General features: G+C 70.3%; 14 protein-coding genes. 7 read left to right on the plus strand and 7 right to left on the minus strand.

Annotated features, from left to right (window positions below; translation table 11 throughout):
- Positions 1-373 precede the first annotated feature (373 nt).
- Together egtD and egtB are read right to left on the minus strand one after the other, a co-directional pair.
- Complete coding sequence (gene egtD, locus KY572_RS02800; protein ID WP_224240569.1) at positions 374-1,372, minus strand: L-histidine N(alpha)-methyltransferase; 999 nt, start codon at positions 1,370-1,372, stop codon at positions 374-376.
- A 19-nt stretch (positions 1,373-1,391) separates the two neighbouring features.
- Positions 1,392-2,684 (minus strand): ergothioneine biosynthesis protein EgtB, encoded by a 1,293-nt coding sequence (gene egtB / locus KY572_RS02805; protein ID WP_224240570.1) that lies wholly within the window; start codon positions 2,682-2,684, stop codon positions 1,392-1,394.
- 410 nt (positions 2,685-3,094) lie between these two features.
- Between egtB and KY572_RS46980 the strand changes: the two genes are divergently transcribed.
- The 3 genes from KY572_RS46980 to KY572_RS02825 all read left to right on the plus strand — a co-directional run bounded on the left by KY572_RS46980 (position 3,095) and on the right by KY572_RS02825 (position 7,609).
- Complete coding sequence (locus KY572_RS46980) at positions 3,095-5,056, plus strand: ATP-binding protein (protein ID WP_263451284.1); 1,962 nt, start codon at positions 3,095-3,097, stop codon at positions 5,054-5,056.
- A gap of 255 nt (positions 5,057-5,311) precedes the next feature.
- Positions 5,312-6,823 carry a hypothetical protein gene (locus KY572_RS02820; RefSeq protein WP_224240571.1) on the plus strand — a complete coding sequence of 504 codons (1,512 nt, stop codon included), beginning with the start codon at positions 5,312-5,314 and terminating at the stop codon, positions 6,821-6,823.
- Positions 6,824-6,895: 72 nt separating this feature from the next.
- Positions 6,896-7,609, plus strand: a complete 714-nt coding sequence (locus KY572_RS02825; protein ID WP_224240572.1) for a hypothetical protein — start codon at positions 6,896-6,898, stop codon at positions 7,607-7,609.
- Positions 7,610-7,674: 65 nt separating this feature from the next.
- Here the strand turns inward: KY572_RS02825 and KY572_RS02830 are convergent, their stop codons facing one another.
- Positions 7,675-8,322: an NADPH-dependent F420 reductase gene (locus KY572_RS02830; protein ID WP_224240573.1), complete on the minus strand. Its 648-nt coding sequence runs from the start codon at positions 8,320-8,322 to the stop codon at positions 7,675-7,677.
- Between the two features lie 108 nt (positions 8,323-8,430).
- Here KY572_RS02830 and KY572_RS02835 point away from each other — a divergent pair, with 108 nt between their 5' ends.
- From KY572_RS02835 to KY572_RS02850, 4 genes are all read left to right on the plus strand, one after another.
- A complete protein-coding gene (locus KY572_RS02835) occupies positions 8,431-9,330 on the plus strand; it encodes a LysR family transcriptional regulator (protein ID WP_224240574.1) in 900 nt (299 codons plus the stop codon).
- A gap of 160 nt (positions 9,331-9,490) precedes the next feature.
- Complete coding sequence (locus KY572_RS02840; RefSeq protein WP_224240575.1) at positions 9,491-10,045, plus strand: hypothetical protein; 555 nt, start codon at positions 9,491-9,493, stop codon at positions 10,043-10,045.
- A 21-nt stretch (positions 10,046-10,066) separates the two neighbouring features.
- Complete coding sequence (locus KY572_RS02845) at positions 10,067-10,657, plus strand: hypothetical protein (RefSeq protein WP_224240576.1); 591 nt, start codon at positions 10,067-10,069, stop codon at positions 10,655-10,657.
- 119 nt (positions 10,658-10,776) lie between these two features.
- On the plus strand, positions 10,777-11,196 hold the full coding sequence (locus KY572_RS02850) for a helix-turn-helix domain-containing protein (RefSeq protein ID WP_224240577.1): 420 nt from the start codon (positions 10,777-10,779) through the stop codon (positions 11,194-11,196).
- A 77-nt stretch (positions 11,197-11,273) separates the two neighbouring features.
- Here KY572_RS02850 and KY572_RS02855 read toward each other — a convergent pair whose 3' ends face one another.
- The 4 genes from KY572_RS02855 to KY572_RS02870 form a co-directional block, all read right to left on the minus strand.
- Positions 11,274-11,930, minus strand: coding sequence for a hypothetical protein (locus KY572_RS02855; RefSeq protein ID WP_224240578.1), 657 nt, complete (start codon positions 11,928-11,930; stop codon positions 11,274-11,276).
- A gap of 28 nt (positions 11,931-11,958) precedes the next feature.
- Positions 11,959-13,446, minus strand: a complete 1,488-nt coding sequence (locus tag KY572_RS02860) for a hypothetical protein (protein WP_224240579.1) — start codon at positions 13,444-13,446, stop codon at positions 11,959-11,961.
- A gap of 239 nt (positions 13,447-13,685) precedes the next feature.
- Positions 13,686-14,621, minus strand: coding sequence for a DUF2381 family protein (locus KY572_RS02865; RefSeq protein WP_224240580.1), 936 nt, complete (start codon positions 14,619-14,621; stop codon positions 13,686-13,688).
- A 103-nt stretch (positions 14,622-14,724) separates the two neighbouring features.
- Complete coding sequence (locus tag KY572_RS02870) at positions 14,725-16,740, minus strand: serine/threonine protein kinase (protein WP_224240581.1); 2,016 nt, start codon at positions 16,738-16,740, stop codon at positions 14,725-14,727.
- Positions 16,741-16,795 lie beyond the last annotated feature (55 nt).

Genomic DNA, 16,795 nt, shown 5'->3' on the forward strand with positions numbered 1-16,795 from the left:
CGAATTCATAACCTATGCCTCACGCCTGGAAGTTGGCCCCCCGTTGGGCACCGGCCCCGGTGCCCGCGCATCGAGAAGGAGTGAAAGCAATGGCTCTCCCCGAGTTGCTCTCCCCCGCCGTCAGCGTCGTCGGGGTCCTCCTTCTGGGGCTGCTCACAGCGGCTACCCTCGCGGCCAGCAAGGCCCGCCCGCAGCCGGTGCCGGTGCGCCGCGACTCTCCGCGCCGCCGCCGCTGATCACCGCCAGGCTCCGTGAGCCCCCAGCGCATCGGCCTCCCGGTGCCGGGCGACATGTACCCTGAAGACTCGAAGCCGCGGACCGTGCGCCGCTGGAGGCGAGGAGCTCCCCGCCTCGCGCCGCGCGCCGCGGGCCCTCAGCGCTTGAAGGCCAGGGAGAGCGCGAAGTCTCCCGAGGGATCCGTCCACCACGCGGTGAGGTGAAGCCCCGCGGCGGCCAGCTCCGCCTCCACCTGCCGAGGGTGGAACTTGCAGCTCACCTCCGTGCGCAGCACCTCGCCCTCCTCGAAGTGGGCGAAGCACTCGAGCGCCGGCAGCCGCACCACATGCGAGCGCTGGGCGATGAGCTGCATCTCGATCCAGCCGTTCTCCTCGTCATAGGGCGCGTGGTGCGCGAAGGCCTCCACGTCGAAGTCGGCGCCCAGCTCGCGGTTGAGCACGCGCAGCATGTTGCGGTTGAACTCGGCCGTCACCCCCGCGCTGTCGTTGTAGGCGGCGAACAGGCGTTTCGAGCACTTCACCAGGTCGGTGCCCAGCAGCAGGCCCTCTCCCGGCTCCAGCCCGTCGGCCAGCTCTCGGAAGAAGCGCGCGCGCTGCAGCGGCTTGAAGTTGCCGATGGTGCCTCCGAGGAAGACCACCAGCCGCCGGCCTCCCCGGGGCAGTCGCCCCAGGTGGCGCTCGAAGTCGCCCACCACCGCGTGCACGTGCAGCCCCGGATAGTCGTACGCCAGCCGCTGCGCCGCGCCGCGCAGGAAGGACTCGCTCACGTCGAAGGGCACGAAGCTCCGCAGCCCTTCCTCCATGAAGGCGTCCAGCAGCAGGCGCGTCTTCTCGCTCGTTCCGCTGCCCAGCTCGATGAGCGTCTCCGCTCCGCTCAGCCGGGCGATCTCCGCCGCGCGCGCCTCGAGGATCTCCCGCTCGCGCCGCGTGGGGTAGTACTCGGGCAGCCGGGTGATGTCGTCGAAGAGCTGGCTGCCGCGCTCGTCATAGAGCCACTTGGGAGACAGCTCCTTGGGGCGCCTGCACAGCCCGGTGATGGCATCCTCGCGCAGCGCGTTCAGCGCATCTCCTGGCCGCACGTGCACGTCCACCGTCACCGCCCGTGCGCGCGCAACACTTGCTCCCAGCACCCTCATGCTTTTTCCCCCCTGACCTTCACTTCACGCTCCGCGCGCAGCGGAAGCCGGCGAAGATCTGCCGCCGAATCGGAAAGTCCCAGTTGCGGAAGCTGTTGCGCACCGCCACGGGCGCGCTCGCCCAGGCGCCGCCGCGCAGCACCTTGTAGTCCGCGCCGAAGAAGACCTCGGAGTACTCGCGGTACGGGAAGGCGCGGAAGCCCGCGTAGCCGCTGAAGTCGCTGGCCGTCCATTCCCACACGTCCCCCAGCAGCCCCCACACTCCGTCCGCGCTGCGGCCCCGGGCGAACGCACCCACGGAGGCCGGGCCCCACGTGTCACCGCCCAGGTTGGCGTGCAGGGGCGTGGGCCGCGCGCCGCCCCACGGGTGCTCGCGTGGCGTGCCGTCGCTGCCCTGCGCGGCCTTCTCCCACTCGGCTTCGGTGGGCAGGCGCTTGCCGGCCCAGCGCGCGTACGCGTCCGCCTCGTACCAGCACACGTGCTGCACGGGCTCGTCCTTGGGTAGCGGTTCGATCCAGCCGAAGCGTCGGCGCAGCCACACATGCTGGCCCTGTGGCAGCCAGAAGAGCGGGTGGCTCAGGCGCTCGGACTGGATGAAGTCCCAGCCCTTCGGGTGCCACCAGCGCGGATCCTCGTAGCCACCCGACTCCACGAAGACGAGGTAGTCCCCGTTGGTGACGGGGTGCGCGTCGAGCAGGAACGCGGGCACGTCCACCGTGTGCGCGGGGCGCTCGTTGTCATAGGCCCACGGGCCGTCACTGCCCAGGCGCACCGGGCCGCCGGGGATGAACACCTCGTGCTGGGGCACGGCGCCGGGGCGCGGGCTCTCCCGAGCGGCCGGGCGGTACTCCCACGTCGTCATCAGCTGCAGCGTGGCGGCGAGCGTCTCCGCGTGCTGCTGCTCGTGCTGGGCCACCATGCCGAAGACGAAGCCGTCCTTGAGCAGGGGCTCGGGTGAGTCCTCCGGCAGGGTGTCCAGGTGCTCACGGACGGCCTGGCGCACGCGCGCGGCGTAGGCGAAGGCATCCTCCGGAGCGAGCAGCGGAAGCTGGGAGCGGGTACGGCGCGGGTGGAGGAAGGCGTCGTAGATGGCGTCGAAGGCCGGCTCCGTGAAGGACCGGCCACCCAGGGCGCGCAGCAGCCACTGTTCCTCGTAGTTGGCCACATGCGCCACGTCCCACACGAGGGGAGACATCAGGGGCGAGTGCTGGCGCAGCAGCTCCGCTTCCGGCAGCCCCGCCAGCATGTCGAGCGTGCGCGCGCGGGCGCTCTCCAGCTCCCTCCAGGCGTGAGCCTTCCAGGGAATCTCCATCACACGCCTTGCTTGTCTCGCGCCGCCCAAGTGCCCCCCTGTGCGCCGAAACTAGGCAGCCTGCCGTGGACTGGGGAGCGCCTGTCTGCACGTATCCGCACTTTGCGTACGCCACTCCACGTCCGGATTGTCTGTTTCGGACGATTCGCCGGTGTTGGGTGCTGGCGCGAGCCTTCGAGCCAGCGCTTGCCCCTCGCGGACGCAGGTGTGGCAATGATGCGGGGTGGAAGCCAGGGGGGCGATGGAGGGGGGACACGGCTTCCGCCCATCCCAGTCAGCGCAGTCCTCGGATGCCTGCCATGACCACACGCAAATCTCACACCTCGCTGCCACCGGTGCGCTCGGAGGAGTCTGCCCGCGGGGCCGCCGGGTCCCCGCCGCAGGGCAGTGCCGAGGAGTCACTGTCGAGGATGCTCGAGCTGCAGGCGGAGCTCGCCGCGCTGGCGACGCGGGGAGAGATGGAGGCGGTGATGCGGCTCATCGCCACGCGAGGGCAGGAGCTCTCGGGGGGGGCGGGAGCGGCGGTGGCCCTCATCGAGGAGGGGGAGATTGTCTGCCGCGCCGGCACGGGCAGCGTCGCCCGGGCGGTGGGTGAGCGGATGCAGCTGGAGGGCACGCTGACGAGCCAGTCGATGGCCTCGCGTCAGGCGATGCGCTGCGACGACACGGAGCTGGACACGCGGGTGGACCGGGCGACGTGCCGGCGGATGGGAGCGCGCTCGCTGGTGGTGACGCCGCTGGTGTTCGGGGAGCGTCCCGGCGCGCTGCTCTTCGCGCTCTCGCCGAGGCCGAACGCGTTTGGCGAGGTGGAGGAGCGGAGGGTGTCGCTGCTGGCCCGGAGCGCGGGGCCGCTGCTGGCGCTGGCGCAGGCGTCGAAGGTGGCGGTGGAGCGCGAGCGGGAGCTGTGGGCCCTCAAGGAGATGATGCGCAGGCGGGACGCGGAGCTGGAAGTGGTGATCCAGTCCATCGAGGAGCCAGCGTACCTGGTGGGCGAGGGCGGTGCGGTGCGAGCCAACCGGGCGGCGCTGGAGCTGCTGGGAGCGGACAGCGCGCTGGGGCTGAGGGGCCATCCCGTGCTGCTGGCCGAGCGGCTGCAACCGCGGAGTCCGGAGACGCAGGCCCCGGTGGGACTGGACGAGGATCCGCTGGCGCGGGCGCTGACGGGGCAGCCGTGGACGCGGGAGCTGGTGGTGCGCCACACGCGGGCGGGGATGGATGTGCGGGTGCGCACCTCGGGAGCGCCGGTGCGGGTGGACGGGAAGGTGGTGGCGGCCGTGGTGGTGCACACGGACGTGGGAGCGCGGCGGCGGGTGGAGGAGCAGAAGGATCAGTTCCTGACGCTGGTGGAGCGCTCGACGGAGTGCATCGGCATCACGACGCTGACGGGGCGACCGGTGTACCTGAACCCGGCGGGGCGGGGGCTGCTGGGCTTCGAGAGCCAGGAGGCCTTCCGGGCCAGCGCGGTGCTGGAGACGTACCTGCCGGAGGACCGCGAGGCGGCGCGCGTCGCGTTCACGGCGGTGCGGGAGCGGGGACACTGGGAGGGCGAGCTGCGGCTACGAGACAGGCGTACGGGCGAGGCGATCCCGGTCTGGCATCAGCTCTTCACGCTGGTGGCGAGGGAGACGGGGCGGCCGGTGGGCCTGGGCTCGGTGACGAGGGACTTGCGCGAGCCGCTGCGCGCGGAGGCGGTGCGCGAGCGGCTGATCGACATCGTCAGCAATGATCTGCGCGAGCCGCTGTCGGCAATAGCGGTGGCGGCGTCCACGCTGCTGCGGCGGGGGGAGCTGTCGGAGGCGGACACGAAAGCGGCGGGGCGCATCGCGCAGAGCGCGGAGCGGATGGGGCGGCTCATGGGCCAGGTGCTGGACTTCACGCGGACGTACCTGGGCGCGGGGCTGGTGCTGCTGCCCACGCGGATGGACCTGGATGTGGTGGCGCAGGACGTGGTGGCGGCGGCGGAGCTGGAGCACCCGGACCGGCTGGTGCGCTACGTGAAGCGAGGGGACGCGAGCGGGCTCTGGGATAGGGAGCGACTGGTGGAGCTGCTCTCCATGTTGCTGGGCCACGCGCTGCGAGGGAGCCCGGCGGAGCGGCCGGTGGACCTGAGGTTGAAGGGGGAGGGGGAGGAGGTGGTGGTGGAGGTGTCTCGGACGGGAGCGCCCATCCCGGCCGAGGTGCTGCCCCAGCTCTTCGATGCGTTCCGTTCCTCCCCGGTGGACGAGGCGCGCCGCGAGCACGAGGGACTGGGGCTGTTCCTCGCGAGGGAGATCGCCCGAGCACATGGAGGAGACGTGGAGGTGCGCTCGAGCGCGGCGGAGGGCACCACGTTCCGGGTGCGGTTGCCGCGAGGGGCCGCGACGGTCGATTGAGGCAGGGCGGTACGGGTGGAGGTGCCGGGCTGCGCGGGAGGGGATTCCCGACGCATGATGCCCTCACATCATGCGGTGGACGCTCTACCATTCCGGGGAGCCGCGACCCGGAGGTGCGGAGTGGCCCTGCAACGCCCGTACGCAGCCGTCACCATCACAGTGCTGCTCGTGAGTGCCTGCGCGAGTACTCCGGACCGCCCCGCCTGTGCGGACGATGGCGGGGGGAGATGCACCGCGGGAGACGATGCACAGCGGGTGCACTGGGCCTTCCTCCTGAACAAGGAGCAGGAGCTGAAGCAGTCCGGCCTGCGGGAAGAAGCCCGGCGCCGTGAGCACCTGGTGCTGGCGGAGATGACGGTCTGGCTGCATGCGCAGGACGCTGAGACGCTGGCGCGTACCTCGCCGGAAGAGATGTACCAGCGGCTCAAGGCGGCCCGGCAGCAGAGGGAGCGACAGGAGCAGGCGCGCGCAATCGCCGTGGAGGCGAGGCTGGATGAGTTCCTCGACTGGGCCGAGCGGCGGTGGGCTCGGAGCGCGGTGCGCTTTCGCAGCGTGGGGCGCGAGTATCTGATGACCGAGAATCCCCTGCGCCAGCAGACCGAGGATGCACTGACGGCGGCAGTGCTCGACTGGGCGTTCACGCACACGCAGGATCCGGACTTCCTGAGCCGGAGCCCGAACGAAGTCGCGGTCTATGTCCTGGCGAAGAACAGCGTGCTGGCCACGGCGATAGAGCTGGGGCAGCAGGCGCCCCCACACCTGGACTACACGCCCCAGCCGGACGAGACGGAGGGCACACCGGAGGAACTGGCGGTGGAGCTGCTCGTGGGCCTCACTCCAGTGGTGGGAGAGGCAGCGGACCTCCACTCCCTTTTGACGGGGCTGAGCATCACGGGTCGCCCGCTCCGCAAGGAGGAGCAGCTGCTGGCGGCGGTAGGGGTGCTGCTGCCCTTCGTGTCTGGGCGGATGCTCGCGGGAGCCGAGATGGTCGAGCGGGCGGCGCTGCTCACGGGACGGGGACTGGAGGAGGTACGGGTGCTGCAGCGGGTGGCCTCGCACGTGAGCCCGGAGGAGGCGCGCGAGGTGGACCGGATGCTGCGCGCCGCGTCGAAGGGCGAGCGGATCGGCGCGACGGATGTGGAGCTGTTGAAGCGCATCGCGCGGAAGCTGGAGCGACCGCTGAGTGAGGCGTCCGAGACGCTTCGCCGAGGCGGCAGGGTGCCCTTTCTAGGGGTGCGCAAGGGCGCGGACGGAGTGCGTCTGGTACCCGGAGAGCCCGCGCATCTGGCTCAGTGCTGGGTGGACTATCAGTTCCGCCATCCGAGCAGGTACCCGCGCTTCACCTACGCGCCGGACGAGGCGTGGAAGCGGCTGTACGAATCCATCCTCCGGAACAAGGAGGCGGGCACGGCCTTCGAGCAGTCAGTGCTGAAGCTCGGTGGGCACGAGAAGAATGTGGCGATGATGATGCCGCCGCCGAGTACCCAGGTACAGGGCTTCATCCCAGACGCGGTGCGAGGCAAGCCGAGCGAGCTGGTTTGGGGCAGGCCCTATCAGTTCGTGGAGGTGAAGGCGCGCGCGAAGCTGGACCTGGGGGGCAACCTCAAGGCCATGCTCGACTACGTGGACGCCTTCGGAGGCCATGTTGAGCTATGGATTCGCTCCGTGAAACATCCAGAGGGACTGACCCGACTCTCTCAACCACTGCTACGGCGCTTGAAGCAGCTCGAACGTGAAGGGAAAGCGACCATCAAGCACCATCCTTAGGAATGCCGCATGCCCTCCAGGCCCCTCATCACCGAGTTCAACCTCTGGCCAGGGCCTCTTCGCTCCTCGGTCGTGAAGGAGCTACTCCAGCGGATATTTCATGATTACCGCTGGTTCAAGCCTACGAGATACGGGCGGGCCTTCCTCAATGGGAAGCTTGAGCCTGAGCGCCCAGACATCGACGCGCTCGTTGCTTTCTATGAGGAGTACCAGAACATCACCATCGCGGCGAAGACAGACCGTGACTTCATCCTCATCTATCCCACCAAGCCTGGCGCTGAGTATCCCTACGTAGGCTCCATCAACTGGACGACCTCCGTGAAGGAGGCGGACAAACCCAAGTGGCGTGCCGCGCACCTGCGGCAGGTCCAGGAAGTCATGTCGCTGGTGGAATCACCCCTGGCACAGGCAGGCCCGGACGACGATTTCCAGCGCAAGACCCGGCGCTTGGTTCCCAACGCCGACGGTTTCGGCCAGGAGCAGGCCATCACCGTGCGCGACTTCAGCGAAGGCCTCGCGGGCCTCTACTGGCGCAGCTTTCTCGGCGCGCCCTTCCTTCGACTCTTCGGCGACCGCCTCGATGCCCTGCCCGCCGAGTGCCGGCAGGAACTCGGCGACGAGCACCTCCTCATCCAGCCCTACGAGCTCCCCACCCAGGCCGGGACTCCCGAGGGCGACGCGCGTGAGCGCCAGCTCATCTCCCTCCTGGGCCCCGAGCACTTCTACGACCACGAGCGCCACCTCAAAGCCACCCGGCGTCCCCAGATTGGGCCGCCGGTTCACTGACGAAGCCCGGAAGCCCGCCAGGCCGCGGGGGATGCACCGGCCCGGCGAGCCCCTGGCGCACCGCCTCAGCGGACGATCTTGATGTTGAACTCCGCCGTCTTCAGCGTGCCGAAGAGCCGGATCCACAGCGGCAGGTAGCTCTCGGTGCCGCGCGACTGGGTGATGTCGCCCAGGTCCAGGATGTGCTTCCAGCCGAACTGCGTCTTGAGGAACTCGCCCACCGTGGCCTTGGCCGCCGCGTCATTGCCGCAGATGAACAGCTGGTGGTCTCCGCCGCCCACCTTGCCCGGGTCCACCATGATGGACGCCGTCACCGTGTTGAGCGTCTTCACCACCTTCGTCTCCGGCAGCGCCGCCTGCGCCAGCTCGCCCAGCGAGTCCGTGTTGCCCGCGAACAGCGTCGGCGGCATGCCCTTGGAGAAGTCCAGCGGGTTGGAGATGTCGATGAGCGTCTTGCCCTTCAGGCTCGCGCTCGCGGCCTTCAGCGCCTCCAGCGAACCGGTGCCGCTGGTGCAGTTGAAGACCAGCTCGCCAAAACCCGCCGCGTCCGCGAACGTGCCCTGTGAGGCCTTGGCGCCCGCGCCCTTCACCCACGCCGAGGCCTTCTCATTGGTCGCCGTGCGCGAGCCCATCTTCACCTCGTGCCCCAGCGCCACGAGCTTGTTGCCCAGCGCCACGCCCACCATGCCGGTACCCAGGATTCCAATCTTCATCGCGTGCTCCTTCTGAAACGGTGCGAGGCGAAAACTACCGGCCTGCCTCCCGGTTGAGAATCACCGCCCTGCTCAACCTTCCGTCAACTTCCGGTTAACAATGCGGGCATGGACCTGTTCTCCGGAGTGCTCCCCTTCCTTCACACCGCCGAGGAGCGCAGCTTCCGCAAGGCGGCCGCCCACCTGGGTGTCACCACCGCCGCCGTCAGCAAGGCCGTGGCCCGGCTCGAGGCGGAGCTGGGCGTCACCCTGCTCCACCGCACCTCGCGCCACGTGTCCCTCACCCCCGAGGGCGCCGCCTTCCTCGAGCACTGCCGCGAGGCCGTCACCCGCATGCAGGCCGGGCGCGAGCTCGTCGCCCAGGCCCAGAAGGTCGCCGAGGGCGAGCTCAAGGTCTCCATGCCCCTCATCCTCGGCCGCGCCGTGGTGCCCGAGCTGGGGCGGCTGGCCGCGCGCCACCCGCGCCTCACCTTCAACCTCTCCCTGACGGACCGCTTCAGCCGCCTGGCCGAGGAGGGCGTGGACGTGGCGGTGCGCATCGGCGAGCTGGAGGACTCCAGCCTGGTGGCTCGCACCCTGCGCGTGCCGCAGTGGGTGACGGTGGCCTCGCCGGCCTGGCTGGGGCGCCATGGCACGCCTCGCCACTACAAGGAGCTGGAGCGCCACGCCTGCCTCAAGTTCGTCACCCCCGCTGGCGTCACCCGCGAGTGGACGTTCAAGGACAAGCGCGAGGCCCGGCCCGTCACCGTGCGCACCCCGGACGCGTTCCGCATCGACCACGGGGAGCTGCTGGTGGAGGCCGCCGTGGCGGGGCTCGGCATCTGCCAGGCCTTCGACTTCATGGTGGCCGAGCACCTGCGCTCCGGGCGGCTGGTGGAGGTGCTGGCCCCGTACGCCGCCGAGGGGCCGCCCATCCGAGCGCTGTGCCTGCCGCGCCGCCAGTCCACTCCGCGCGTGCGCGTGTTCCTCGACTTCCTCCAGCAACTCCTCCGCCGCGAGGAGCGCTGAGCCCGTCTGCCCGCTCCTCCACACGGCGAGCGAGGCCCTGGCACCCCGGGTTGGCGCCTCTGCCCTACGTCCGCTGGATGACAACCCTTCTGTGCAGGGGCTCCGGCGAGGCCCTGCCCGCGTCCGGACAGCGACGCGGACGCACACGAGGAGGCGCGACATGGCTTGGTCCAGGACTCCCTGGTCGGCGTGGAATGGCCTGGGCTTCGGCCTGGTGGCGGGCGTGGTGTTCGCCATCGCCGAGTGCGTGGCCTCACTGGCGGGAGGACAGGGCCTGCTGACGCCCGTGCGCTTCGCGGCCAGCGTCCTCTTGGGCTCTCGGGCCCTGGGGGAGATGCCGCTGGGGCTCATCCTCGCCGCGGGGCTGGCGGTGCACATGGGCCTGTCGGCCTTCTTCGGGCTGGCGTACTCGCTGATCGACGCGCGCATCTCCCCCGAGCTGCGGCCGAGGGTGACCCACCAGGTGGCGGTGGGGATGCTCTTCACCATCGGGGTGTGGGTGGTGACGTTCCAGTTCGTCGCTCGCGGCTACTACCCGTGGTTCCTGGAGACGGCGGAGTTCTTCCAGCTGGCGATGCACGCGCTCTTCTTCGGAGTGCCGCTCGGACTGCTGTTCGCCGCGGCCGAGCGCCGCCGCGTGGCCATCGCCGTCTTCGAGCAGGACGCGACCGAGGAGCGCGCGACGCGCCGGGCTGGCGGAGGCACGCCGGACTGAGCGGCAGGAGAGGAGACGACGATGCGATACGCGATGCGGGTGGGGTGCGTGTGGCTGGCGGTGGGCGCGGTGGGCTGTGCCGGAGCGAGCACGCAGGCGCCGCTGCTCGAGGAGAATCCGGTGGTGGTGAGCGCGGGCCAGGGCGGCGCCGCGGAGATAGACACCGGCCCCTGGGCGTCCCTGGTGCGCACGCCCCAGGCCGAGCAGGAGCGGCGCCACTTCTATGAGCGGGTGGCCAGGGAGCTGGGCCTCGAGCAGCCGTGGGACGCCACGGGTGGCTCGGGCGCCTGGGGTACGGAGGCGGTGGGCGGCGCGGGACGCGCGGGCGGCGAGCGGCGCACCTGCGCGGAGGTGCTGGCCTCCAACGAGCCCACCGTCGTGGTGTCCGGCAGGCTGGACCTGGCGGTGGACGGGCTGCTGACGCTCAACGTCCCGGGCGAGGGGCCCATGAAGCTGCACGTGGACGAGAGCACGTGCGCGGTGCAGGCCCACCGGGAGCGCCCGGCCTCATCGCTGCGCGACGGCACCGAGACGGAGGTGGCCTACGTCATGGTGAACGGGCTGCCCACGGCCCGGGTGGTGCGTGCCGAGCCGGAGCGTTTCCTGCGCTGAGGCGCTTCGAATCCAGACCGCCAGACAAACGCTTGGGGTAAGATGGCCCGAGGTAACCCGGAGGGTTACATCTTGGCTCGCTCCTACCCCAGCGGCCCTGGACTGGATTGACGGAACCCATGGACAAACCCCTCTCGAGCATTCTCGGCGCCGCGGTGCGGAACGCCCGGGTGCGCGCAGGCTTGACCCAGGAGGATGTGGCCGAGCGCATCGGTATGGCCTCGGAGGTATACGGGCGCATGGAGCGGGGGCAGATGCTGCCGCGCGTGGAGAACCTGCGGCGGCTGTGCCTGGTGCTCAACGTGCCCCCGGACGAACTGCTCGGCCTGGAGTCCATGGGCGAGAGCAAGGGCGAGCTGCCCTGGGAGGAGGCGAAGCCGCGCGGGGATGACTCGGCGGACATGCGCCGGCTGCTGCGAAGGCTGCGCCGGCTCAACGCCACCCAGGTGAAGCTGCTGAGCCTCATCGCCGGAGCGATGATGAACAAGGGCCGGCCCGGCAAGGCCCGCAAGCGCACCGCCCTCCGCGAGCTGGATTGACAGGATGTGAGGGTAGGTGGCCTGTGGCCCTACCTCTTGGGTCCATGCAGGTGAACTGACGGCTGGCCGGTGAGCGGTTACGCCCTCCGGGACGCCGCTGTCACCCGCTCTACCCATTGGAGCGTCTCGTCGGTCTTCTTCATCAAGGGCGTGAAGGCACCCGAGCGAATCAGCTCCACGAGCTGCTCATCCCGTCCAATGATGTGGGGCACTTCCCAAGGAAAGGCGAGAGCGGCTTCGCCGTCTTCTCGGAAGCCTGGGAGGGCGGAGAGCGCCTCGAGGTAGTGGGAGTAGGTGTCGAAGAAGCGGTCTACATTCGACGCGATGGGCAGCGCGTACGGCACTTCGTAGGTGTCCACCTCCACCACGGGTTGGCGTCCCAATGCATCGGCCAGGGAGGGAACCGTGGCGTAGTGGTAGGCCATGCCCGCGGCGCCCCCGAAGATGAAGAGCGGCAGGGCCAGACGCGCTTGTGCTTCCTCCTGCCACCCGGCATTGGCCTTCTCCAGGGTGAAGGCGCTCTCATCGTTGCCCGCCATGACGAGGCCGGCCACGTCCGTGGCGAACGAGGCCTTGCTCATCCGCGCGTAGAACGCCGCGAGGACGGCATCGAACGGCAATCCAGAGACCGGCGTTCCGGCCGCGGGTGCTGCCCGGGAGGCAGGCCGGGTCAGCCACTCGAGCCCCAGTTGCTGGCAGACTCCCTCCAGGCGTTCGAGTCCGGGGAGCTTCATGGCTTCATTCTCCGCCTGATGCCAGGGATCAGCTGGGGAACAGTCGCTCCAGGCTCCGCAGCGCCAGCTCTTCGGCGCTGCTCAAGGTCTTTGTCACCCCGGGTACGTCGCTCGCATGGTGGTACCAGGGCTTGAACTGAGCATCAATGGCGTTCATCGCGGCCTCGACCTCCTGAGAAGTGGGAGCAGGGCGAAGCTGGCGGAAGCGGTCCCAGGCCCGGTTGATGTGCCGATGCACGACATCTCGCACCATGGCGATGTTCTCGGCCGCGTTGATGTCTTCGTCTGGGAAGAGGTGCGCGTACTCCAGCGGACGCCGATGATGGATGGGCAGGGTGGGCCCGCTCTCCTTCAGGAGCGCCTCGAACTCCGGACGGAGCCTCGCGTAGGCGCTTCGTGCCTCGGCCCGGAGCTTTTTCTTGGAGGTGTCATCCAGCCGCGTCTGGACGAGCTGCTCGACACGCTCCATGAGCCCGCGCAGGGCAGTGCGTTCCTCGGTGGTGAGGGCGCGCTCTCCCTCCAGCTCCACCTTGGCCCAGAGCCTCTCGAACTCTCGCTTCTTGTCGCCGGGCAGACGTGCCAGCGCGGTGCGCAACCACCCGGCAGCTGCTTCCCCGCCGCGCCCCAGGGCTCGCCGCATGACGGAGCCAGACCAGCGGGCCAGATAGCCGCCTCCCTTGAGGAGGATGCCCCCCGCGTACCAGAGCGCCAGCTCCTCGGCACCCCGCTGTGCCACCCACCTGGCGCCCTCCTTCACCTCGTGGCCCCATCGCCAGAGGATGAGCTCGTGCATTGCCCGGTACTCGGCAACGAAGGCTGCCTGGGTCTCGGGCGGCGGTGGTGGGCGCACCACCTCGGCGGACTCCACCCAACCTTCCGCCTGCGCTTGCCCAGAAGCGTGGACCAGCATCAGGCGGAGGCGCACGGTGCGAGGACCCAGCCCCAAGGTGAACGGAAGGAGCACCTGCACCACCTGCCGTGTGAGCTCGGGAGAGAGCGCTCGTGGCGGTCCGCCCCCTCGGGTGAGTCGGAAGAGGCGGAGACGCCAGCCCTCGACCCGGCCGTCTTCCAGGAGCGCCTCCACTTCGGCCTGGGCCTCGCCGCCCGTGGGCACCTGCACCGCGGCGAGCAGCTGGCCGAGGCCATCGATGCTGGAGCGCACTGTGTCCGCCGGAAAGTCCCGCAGGTGTCGCGGCAGAGCGCGAGCCTCTGGATGCCGCAGCGCGGCGGAGGCGACGTAGTCCACGGTCCACCGCGAGGGGGTACGTTGCAGTGTCAGCGTGGCCACGCCTGCGTGGCGACGGGGATAGCGGGAGAAGACGGTGGCCAGCGTGCGCTGGGTCTCCGCACCGTCCACGGGATGGCCGGCAGGCGCGTCCAGCCCCTGTGCCGAGAAGCCAATGAGGGTGAGGGCGCCGTGCTGATTCCAGAAGGAGAAGGAGAGGCGAGCGTCCCGCGAATGCACGGCGTCGGCCACGGTCGAGAGCTGGGCTGCGAGCAGAGAGGCCTCCGCCACGGTCGCCGCTTCCAGCTCCGCCTCGCTCACGCCTGGTGGAAGCCCGGTACCCCCTACGCCGCTCCCCCCTGCTCCCCCCTGCGCCGTCGCACACCCCAAGGCTCCCAGCCACAGCCACAGCCACAGCCACAGCAGAGCCGAGACGCGCCATGGTGCGGCAGAGGCCGGGTGGGAAGACACGCTGCACCTCCGCACGTCACATCGGGAGAGTAAGGAGCTTCAGAGGCTGCCCGGGACGCTCACGGAAACCGCACGCCCGGCACGGTGATGGTGCGTGCCCTGGCCTCGTCCCACAGCTCGAGGGTGTAGCTCCCTCGGGCTCCGTCACTGGGGATATCCACCTCCATCCAGACCGACTCCCGCTCCCCTGACGTGAGGGCGCGGGGCTGCACCAGCCACTGCGCCTGCAAGGCTTCACCCGACGGACGCACCAGGGAGGCACCCACCGCCTGCCAGGGCTTCATGCCCTCGGGCGCAGCCAGCTGCACCGCCACGACGAGCCTCGCGATCGAACGGTAGACGGTGACCTGCTTCACCCGCGCCGTGTCGGTCCGGGCAGCGGGGAACTCTCGAAGCGGGACCAGCTGGGACGTGAGGCCGCTCGCATCGATGGCGCCGTCCGAGAGCAACGCCGCGAGGCTGACGCGCGGATCAGGGAGCGACGCGGGCGAGGGCCTCGCGGCCAGGCAGCGCTGCAGCTCCACCTCCTTGCGCTGCAACTCCACCTCGGTGCGCTGCAGCTCGGACAGGCAGCTGTCCGGGGGACGGGAGGCCCGGGAGATCTCCACCTGGCGCTCGGCCTCCTCGCGATGGACGACCAGCACGAACGTCGCGCTCTCGGGAGCATCCGGCGGGGTGAAGCGCACCTTCAACCGCAGCCGCTCTCCGGGCTCGAGCTTCTCCGACGGCACGAGGACCAGGAGGCTGCCTGCCACCTCCAGGCGCTGGAAGCGCTCGCGCCCCTCCAGGAGCACCGCGTCCCGAGCCAGAGGCCGATCGAACAGCAGGGTGGTGGACAGACCCGGGCTGATGCAGACCTCGGGCGGCGACACCGCGCCCGCTCCCAGCTCGATGCGGCGGACCGTCGTCTGACACGCAGCAGGCTGCGCCGACACGGCCGAGGAAGTCACCAGCACCAGCAGCGCCAGGAGGAGGGCGGGAGAACAAGGGCGCATGCGACGGAATCTCCGGGGTGGCGGGGAGGGGCGGACGTTTCGCCTCTACCATGCCTCCCAGGATATCGAGCGGCAGCGGGCTGCCACACCCCCCGGCGGGTCGTCAGTGATCGTGGAACACAGCTCGTATCTTGTGGATGGCTCTGACCTTCGGCGCGCCCGGCTCCGAGCCCGGGAGGAACGGAGCCCCCAGATCATTGCCAATCAGGTCCTCCAGCTGACCACAGAACGGCACGCGCTCACCATTGGGCAGCCGGGCCTCGACGAAGCGCGCATACACACGGTCCCGGATGAAGAAATCCCCGACGAGCACCAACCCCTTGGGAATCGGCTCTCGCTGGCCCACGAGGAGCGTGATTTCATGCCTCCCCTCGGGGGCGACGACGGAGTCCTCCCACTCCATGTCCTTCGTCGCGCCGGGCATACGGAACTGCTCATACCAGCCACGCAGGGGGAAGCGGCCGATGTGGAACTTCTCCGCCATGGCCTCCACGGCGCCCGGTGGACACAGCTGGCGGGGTGGAGGGCCTGGGCGGACCGCGGGCTCGGTTGCGGTGCAGCCTCCCACGATCGCGCAGGCCGCGGCCACCGCGAGCGGACCGGCGGTGCTGGAGCCCGAGCTGCGCGGCTTCTCGGGCTCGGGCGGGACAGGGGAGGGCTTCGCGGGAGGTTTCGTCCTCATGGTTGAACCTTTCGGCTGTGTGGAAGGTGGGAGCGCTTCGGCGAGCGCCGGGGACCCCGCGTCAGGAGAGAGGCTCGCGATGTCGGGAGTGCCCGCGTCGCCGCTGGAGCTCGGCGTGGGAAGAGAGGGGCTCGGCTTCTCGAGCGGCGCGGTTGCCGAGGGCTCCGACGCATCGGCGTCCGCCGGCGCCTCGGACGTGGAAGCGGAGGCACCCGAGGCGGGCGCACCCGAGGCGGGCACAGTCCGCTCCCGGCTCCCCCACAGCACCACCGCCAGCACCGCGAGCAGCACTCCGGCCGAGGCGCCCATCACCCACCGGCGGCGCCCAGGCGGCGGACTTCCCGGAGAGGCCCGCTCCGCGGGCGCCGTGGGGGCACGGTCCTCACGCTGAGCGGTGGGCTCGGGTGAAGCGTGCGCTCCCCCCCAGTCCGTCGGGCCCGAGAGGGGCCTCTCCGGGTCATCCACGCTGGACATGACGGCCGGGCCCCCCATGCCCTCTGTCGTCGCGGCGTTCGCGCCGGGCGAGAGGACCATGTCCAAGGTGGGGGCATCGTCATGCAGCAGCGCCTGGAACTGCTCGTGCAGCGCGCGTCCGCTCGCGGGGCGCTCCTCGGGACGCTTGGCCAGCAGTCGCAGCACGAGCTGCGCCAGGGCCACGGGCACCTGCGGATTGAGCACGGCCGGCGAGGCGGGCATCTCCTTTTCGATCAGCGAGGTGAGCACCTCCCGCGGCAGGGTGGGCGGGAAGGGCGGTGCGCTGGTGAGCACCTCGTAGAGCGTGCAGCCCAGCGCATACAGGTCATCCGAGGGCTGGAACGGGTAGCGGGCATTGGGGTCCGCGTACTGCTCGCGGTGGAAGCGCACGGCCTCCGGGGTGCGCAGGTGCGGAGTGCCGGGCGGCAGCGGGCCCTCGGTGAGCGGGGCGCCCAGCGAGGTGTGCTCGGCCGCGCCGAAGTCCACCAGCACCGGCTCGCCGTCGCGCGCGCGCACCAGGATGTTGGAGCCCTTCAAGTCCCGGTGGTGGATGCCCTCGGCGTGCAGCGCATCCAGCGCGAGCGCCAGCGTGTCGAAGGCGCGGACCACCTGGCGCAGGGTGGGGCGCGCCTGCTTCACCCACTCCAGCAGGGTGGGGCCCTCCACATAGTCCATGACGACGTAGTGGTAGCCGGCGCGCGGGTCCGGCCAGCGGCCGTGCCCCCAGACGCGCACCACGTTGGGGTGGGTGATGAGCAGCAGGCAGGCCAGCTCGCGCCGGGCGCGCGCATCCGTGCGGTTGAGGTCCTCGCTGTCCGGACCGTGGACGGCGAACTTGAGGGCGAACACCTGGCCGCCGCTCTCCACGCGGAACACCGCGCCGAAGCCCCCGGCCCCCAGCCGTGCCTGGATACGGAAGGGACCCACCAGCATGTCCGGCATCAGGTGGAAGGGGTGCTGCATCACGCGTGCTCCGAAGCGTGGAGCCGACCCGTCGCGTCTCCACGGACCCACGCCT

The sequence above is a fragment of the Hyalangium gracile genome (assembly GCF_020103725.1).
GTDB classification, from domain to species: domain Bacteria; phylum Myxococcota; class Myxococcia; order Myxococcales; family Myxococcaceae; genus Hyalangium; species Hyalangium gracile.